The sequence below is a fragment of the Streptomyces sp. NPDC005820 genome, assembly GCF_040630255.1.
GTDB lineage: Bacteria > Actinomycetota > Actinomycetes > Streptomycetales > Streptomycetaceae > Streptomyces.
This window is the reverse complement of the sequence record NZ_JBEXXE010000115.1, coordinates 1-3,366: the sequence shown is the minus strand read 5'-3', so window position 1 is coordinate 3,366 and position 3,366 is coordinate 1. Positions and strand designations below refer to the sequence as shown.

The window sequence follows — 3,366 nt, the reverse complement described above, 5'->3', positions numbered from 1 at the left end:
ATTGACCTATGCCGAGACCGCGACTATGCGGAAGCGGTGCGTGTAGTTCCGCTCCTTCGTGGGGTTTCGGCTGTGTGTGGCTCTGCATAGTTTCCGTGCCGGGCAGCCTCGCGACCGGGGGCAGGGTGCTCCCGCGAAGGGGGTGGAGATGCCGTTCGGAAGTACGCGTCGGAAGGCGGGTGTCCTGACCGCTGAGGTCGAGGGCTACCGGTCCTGGCTCTCGGAGCGCGGTTATACCCGGCTGACGGTACGGAACATGCTCAAGGACTTCGGGCAGGTCGGGGTGTGGCTGGCCGGGCTTGGCCTGTCTGCGGCCGACGTGAGCGAGGACCTGCTGGACCGGTTCACCTCAGACTTGCAGGCGGCGGGGCGGCGCCGACTTCCCGGGCCGCGAGGGATGCGCCCGATGCTGGCCTATCTTCGCGGGGCATCGCTCACGCCGACACCGGAGGAGGAACCGTCCGAGCTGGACGCCCTGATCCGCCAGTACGACGTGTGGATGGAGAGGGAACGTGGCCTGGCAGCGGCGACGAGGCTGCGCTGCCGCAACACCGCCCGCCGCTTCCTGGCCGAGCGGGCCATGCCCGGCGGCGTGCTCACCCCCGGTGCTCTGACAGGCCAGGACCTGAACGCGTTCCTGCTGCGCGAATGCGCGCGCGTTTCGGCCGGCTCGGCGAAGCAGCGGGTGGCGGAACTGCGGTCCCTGATGCGGTTCCTGCACCTGCGAGGTGCGATCCCGCTGCGGCTGGACGCGGCGGTGCCGCCGGTGGGCGGCTGGCGCCTGGCCGGGATCCCGCCACTGATGTCCGCAGCCGATGTCCAGCGCATCTTGGACCACTGCCCCCGCGAGGGCGGCGTCTTCGTACGTGACTTTGCCATCCTGATGCTGCTGGCCCGCCTGGGCCTGCGCTCGATCGAGGTATCACGGCTGCGGCTGGACGACATCGACTGGCGGTCGGGAGAGATCACCATCCGCGGCAAGGGACGCCGGGAGGACCGGCTGCCACTACCGGTCGACGTCGGCGAGGCCTTGGTGGCCTACCTGTCCGAAGCCCGTCATCAGGCCGGCACGAGATGTCTCTTCGCCACGGGCCGGGCACCGCGCGGACCGATCCGCGCTGACCTGGTGGGCGACGTCGTCGAGCGTGCCTGCCTGCGCGCGGGCCTGCCCAAAGTCGGCCCGCACCGGCTGCGGCACGCGCTGGCCGGGGAGATGCTGCGGCAGGGCTCTGGGCTGATGGCGATCGGCCAGGTGCTTCGCCACCAGGACCTGGCCACGACCGCCCTCTACGCGAAGGTCGACTTCACCGCGCTCCGCGCCGTCGCGCGGCCCTGGCCCGGGACGGAGGCGGCATGACCGAACTGCGGCAGGCACTGGACGACTACCTGCGGCTCCGCCGGTCCCTCGGGCACAAGATGGCCGAGGCCGCCTGGCTGCTGCCGGACTTCATCGCCTTCCTGGAAGAACGCGGGCAGACCACCGTGACCGTCGCCGTCGCGCTCGCCTGGGTGAGGAAGCGCGAGAGCAACGTGGTGACGACCGTGAGCCCGCGCCGGATCACCGCGGTCCGCGGCTTCGCCCGCTATCTCAGCGGCATCGACCCGGCGACCGAGATCCCGCCGCTCGGCCTGGTGCCGCACCGGCAACGCTGGCGACAGCCGTTCGTCTACTCCGATGCCGACGTCATCGCGGTCATGACGGCGGCCGACGAGATCGGCCCGCCATTGCGCGCGGCCACCTACCGGACCCTGGTCGGCCTGCTGGCTGCCACGGGACTGCGGGTCGGGGAAGCGATCAACCTCAACCACGACGACATCGACTGGGCCGAGGGCGTGCTGCGGATCCGGGAGACCAAGTTCGGCAAGTCCCGCCTGGTCCCCCTGGAACCCAGCAGCGTCGACGCGCTGCGGGAGTACGGCATCCTCCGGAACCGGATCGCGCCGTGTCCCGATGATCGGTCGTTCTTCGTCTCACGCACCCGCCGCCGCCTGATCTACGCGGTCGTCGCCCCCACGTTCCGGCGGTTGGTGACCAGCGCCGGCGTCGGCACCGACGCGCCCAACCCGCCCCGGCTGCACGACCTTCGGCATTCCTTCGCCGTTCGCACCCTGCTGACCTGGTATCGCACCGGCGCCGATGTCCAGGCGAAGATCCCGTCGCTGTCCACCTATCTCGGGCACCGGGACCCCTCCTCCACCTACTGGTACCTGTCAGCGGCACCGGAACTGCTGGCGCTGGCGGCGGCCCGCCGTGAAGGCATCGGAAAGGCGGCACGGCCATGACCTCGATCGCTCCAACCCTGCAGTTGTTCTTCACCGACCGACTGGTCCGCCAGCGCCAGGCCAGCCCCCGCACGCTCGCCGCCTACCGCGACACGCTCCGCCTCCTCCTCGGCTTCGTCCAGCGCCGCACGGGCACCGCCCCGGAGAACCTGGACTGGTCCGACCTGGGCTCCGATGTCATCTCCGCGTTCCTCAATCACCTGGAGGACGAACGCGGCAACAGCGCACGCACCCGCAACGTCCGGCTGACCGCGATCCGCTCCCTGTTCTCCTACGCGGCTCTCCAGCACCCCGAGCACGCCCTCCTCATCCAGCGCGTCATGGATATCCCGCCCAAGCGATACGACAAGAGGAGCGTGACCTTCCTGACCGGCGTCGAGGTCGACGCACTGCTGGCGGCACCGGACACCCGGCGCTGGGAGGGCCGGCGGGACAAGGCCATGCTGGCCCTGGCCGTCAAGACCGGTCTGCGCGTCTCCGAACTCACCGGCCTGGACCGCGGTGACATCACCCTCGGAGAGGGCGCCGCCGTCCGCTGCGAGGGCAAGGGCCGCAAGCACCGCGCCGTCCCGCTCGACCGCGGTGTCCAGGAATTGCTGCGGTTCTGGCTCGACGAACGCTCCGGGAAAGGCGGTGCCCCACTGTTCTGCACCCGAACCGGACGCCGCCTTACCCGTGACGCCGTCGCCCAGCGCCTGAGCGTCCACGTCCGGACTGCCGCTCAAGCCTGCCCGACGCTCCTCGACAAGCGCGTCCACCCACACGTCCTACGCCACAGTTGCGCAATGTCGCTGCTGCAGGCCGGAGTTGACACCACGGTCATCGCGCTCTGGCTCGGCCACGCCGGCGTCCGATCCACCGATGCCTACGTCCACGCCGACATGACCATCAAGGAGCAAGCCCTCGCCCGAACCGCGCCGACGACCGCCCCGCCGGGCCGCTACCAGCCCACCGACAAGGTCCTCGCGTTCCTCGACCGCTTGTGAGCCCGCAACTATGCCGAGACTCGGGGCTCACCAGGCCCTGGCGTCCAGGCCCACGAATCCGTGCCTCGGCATAGTCGCGGTCTCGGCATAGGTCGAT

Annotated in this window: 3 protein-coding genes; all 3 read left to right on the top strand. The window is 70.3% G+C overall.

Features of this window, described 5'->3' with window-relative positions:
- Window positions 1–256: 256 nt before the first annotated feature.
- From ABZ464_RS51910 to ABZ464_RS51900, 3 genes are read left to right on the top strand one after another with little or no spacing between them, the layout of a single operon-like run.
- Window positions 257–1,357, top strand: a complete 1,101-nt coding sequence (locus tag ABZ464_RS51910) for a tyrosine-type recombinase/integrase (protein WP_359290017.1) — start codon at window positions 257–259, stop codon at window positions 1,355–1,357.
- Entirely contained in the window at window positions 1,354–2,283 is a 930-nt protein-coding gene (locus ABZ464_RS51905; protein WP_359290015.1) for a tyrosine-type recombinase/integrase, read from the top strand. Before ABZ464_RS51910 ends, ABZ464_RS51905 begins: the two co-directional genes overlap by 4 nt.
- Window positions 2,280–3,269: a tyrosine-type recombinase/integrase gene (locus ABZ464_RS51900; protein ID WP_359290013.1), complete on the top strand. Its 990-nt coding sequence runs from the start codon at window positions 2,280–2,282 to the stop codon at window positions 3,267–3,269. The genes ABZ464_RS51905 and ABZ464_RS51900 overlap by 4 nt, the downstream gene beginning before the upstream one ends.
- The last annotated feature ends 97 nt before the right edge of the window (window positions 3,270–3,366 follow it).